Source organism: Kitasatospora sp. NPDC047058 (genome assembly GCF_040643935.1).
Taxonomy (GTDB): Bacteria; Actinomycetota; Actinomycetes; order Streptomycetales; family Streptomycetaceae; genus Kitasatospora.
Window position 1 is genome coordinate 1 of the sequence record NZ_JBEYVJ010000754.1, and the last position, 1,947, is coordinate 1,947.

2 protein-coding genes are annotated in these 1,947 nt (G+C 75.1%); both read right to left on the reverse strand.

Going from position 1 to position 1,947, the window contains the following annotated elements:
* Positions 1-302 precede the first annotated feature (302 nt).
* Complete coding sequence (locus tag ABZ885_RS40170; protein ID WP_360200005.1) at positions 303-1,133, reverse strand: SDR family oxidoreductase; 831 nt, start codon at positions 1,131-1,133, stop codon at positions 303-305.
* Between the two features lie 195 nt (positions 1,134-1,328).
* Positions 1,329-1,947 (reverse strand): alkaline phosphatase D family protein (locus tag ABZ885_RS40175; RefSeq protein WP_360200007.1); only part of this gene is annotated, 619 nt, incomplete at its 5' end.

Genomic DNA, 1,947 nt, shown 5'->3' on the forward strand with positions numbered 1-1,947 from the left:
GAGCCGCGTTGCCCCACGCCATCGCCGACGTCGGCACGGCCACCGTGGCGGCGGCCGCCAGCACCGCGGTGACGGCGACCTTGCAGAGCGTTCCACGAACGGACATCTCATGACCTCCAGGTCATCGCTGCTCGTCTATCTGCCCGGATGGGCACTCCGCGCCCGGACCGGGCCTCGGAGGCACCCCGCGAAGGGGGCGCGCGAGCCACGTTTGCACACGAACGCTGACCGGTTCGATCCTCCCGCCACCGGGGCGGCCCGAACGGGTGACAGAGATCCCCCGCCCGGGCGAGCGGACAGCCTCAGACGGGAGGGGCGTCCAGCAGGGCGCGCGCGGCGGTGAGTTCGGCGGCGGCCGCCTCCTGGCCGGCCTCCAGGTACGCGTGGCTGCCGGGGCCGACCGGGATGCGGACCGGCAGCGGTCCGGGAGCGGCGACGATGCGCAGCACCAGCCGGGCGAAGTCCTCCGGCCGTCCGACCGTCGGCCCCTCGGCCATCGTGGCGAGCAGGCCGCGCATCGGATCGGTGAAGGACGCGTAGTGCGGCGAGCGGCCGGCGGCGTCGGTCAGCGAGGTGCCGTAGCGGGTCGCGTAGCCGCCCGGCTCGAGTGCCGCCACGCGGATGCCGAACGCCTCCGCCTCCGCGGCCAGCGCCTGCGTCATGCCTTCCAGCGCGTGCTTGCCGGTGACGTACGCGGCCAGCCCGGGGAAGGCCATCCGGCCGGCCAGCGACGAGACGTTGAGGATGGTCCCGGCGCCCTGCGTCCGCATCAATGGCAGGACCAGCCGGGCCAGCCGCCACGGGCCCACCACCAGGGTCTCCAGCTGGTCGCGCAGTTCACCGTCCGTCACCTCCTCCACCGCGCCGAACACGCCGTTGCCGGCGTTGTTGACCAGGACGTCCAGCCCGCCGAACAGGTCCACGGCCCGCGCCACCGCGGCCTCGCACTGCCCGCCGTCCCGGACGTCGAGCACCACCGGCACGATCCGGTCCGGGCTGGCCCGCACCAGCTCCTCCAGGTCCGCGGGTCTGCGCGCGGTGGCCACCACCCTGTCCCCGGCCTCGGCGGCGGCCGCCGCCAGCGCGTGCCCCAGGCCGGACGAGCAGCCGGTCACCAGCCAACGCCGTGTCATGCGTCCCCCTCGTGTCGGACGATCGTGCCCGCGGCCACCGTGCCAGCACCGGCCCCGCCCGACCAGGCCCCGCGCACCCGGTTCCCGGCGCACAGGCGCACCCGAGGTGGTGCGCCACCCGCCCGCACGCCTACCGGATCCGGTGTGCCCCGGCCTGGAGCAGGGTGCGGGCGAGGGCGCTCGGGCCGACGGGGATCAGGCCGGGATCAGGCCCGGCCGGCCGGCGAGGACGGCCCAGGAGGCAGTCGTCGTGACGGGCGACCGGCGGACGGCGATGCTGTCGACGGTACGGGCGTCGGTGCGCCAGCGCTCCCGGTCGACGTCCAGCCGCAGGTAGCCGCGGCGCGACCCGTCGAAGTAGCGTACGTGCGGGTTCTGGACCGGGTTGAACTCCTTGAGCGGCCCGTCGAACGCGGCGGGGAAGTCCGAACTGACGCTGGTCGCCGTGAACTCGACCGCGACGGGGGTGCCGGCCAGGTCGTCGCGGTCGATCCGCAGGTCACTGAACCAGGAGGAGTGGATGTCGCCGGCCAGGACGACCGGGTTGGCCACCGCGGCGTCGCGGAGGAAGCGCAGCAGCCGGGTGCGGGCCGGGTCGTAGCCGTCCCACTGGTCGAGGTTGGCGATCGGCGGCAGCGGGTGGGCGGGGTCCGCGAAATTCGGGAAGCGGATCTGGCTCATCATCACCTGCTGGGCGATGACGTTCCACCGGGCCGGGGAGGCGGTGAGCCCGCGCCGCAGCCACTGCTCCTGCTCCGCGCCGGCCAGCGTGCCGTCGGTGTTCGCCAGGCCGGCCGCCGGGCTGCCGCAGCCG